Raw genomic sequence first — 542 nt, 5'->3', positions numbered from 1 at the left:
GCTTGCACCGTCTGCCCCCATTGCTGCGCGCGCTCCTGCAGGTGCGTTTGCGTCAGCAGCACGGTGGCTGCGCTGTCCTCCAGCATGAACTGGATGCGGTCGGACGGATAATCCGGGTCCAGCGGCACATAGGCGCCGCCCGCTTTCCAGACCGCCAGCGCACCGATGAGCAGATCCGCCGAACGGTCGGCCAAAATGCCCACCAGTTGGTTCGGCTTCACGCCTTGAGCCCGCAGCGTGCGTGCCAGACGGTTCGCCCGTTCGTTCAGCTCCCGGTATGTTAACCGGTCGTTTTCGTACACGACCGCGGCGGCTTCCGGCGTGAGCTCCGCCTGCTTCTCGAACAGCGCGTGGAACGCTTCGTTCTCCGGCGCATCCGGCGCGGCCGGGTTGAACGCATGCACGAGCTGCGCCTTCTCGTCCGCCGTCAGGATGCCCAGCGACGCGATTTTTGCCGCGGGATCGTTGACAATGGCCGTCAGCAATTGCTCGAAGTGCTTCGCCATCCGTTCGATCGTCTCCCGCTTGTACAAAGCGGTTGC

1 protein-coding gene is annotated in these 542 nt (G+C 64.6%); it reads right to left on the bottom strand.

Features of this window, described 5'->3' with window-relative positions:
• The coding region (locus PEL01S_RS34295) for an AMP-binding protein (protein ID WP_164824400.1) at positions 1-542 on the bottom strand (542 nt) is incomplete at both ends.

Source organism: Paenibacillus elgii NBRC 100335, from assembly GCF_004000865.1.
GTDB lineage: Bacteria > Bacillota > Bacilli > Paenibacillales > NBRC-103111 > Paenibacillus_G > Paenibacillus_G elgii.
The sequence above is the reverse complement of the archived record's forward strand: the minus strand, read 5'-3'. Positions and strand labels throughout refer to the sequence as shown.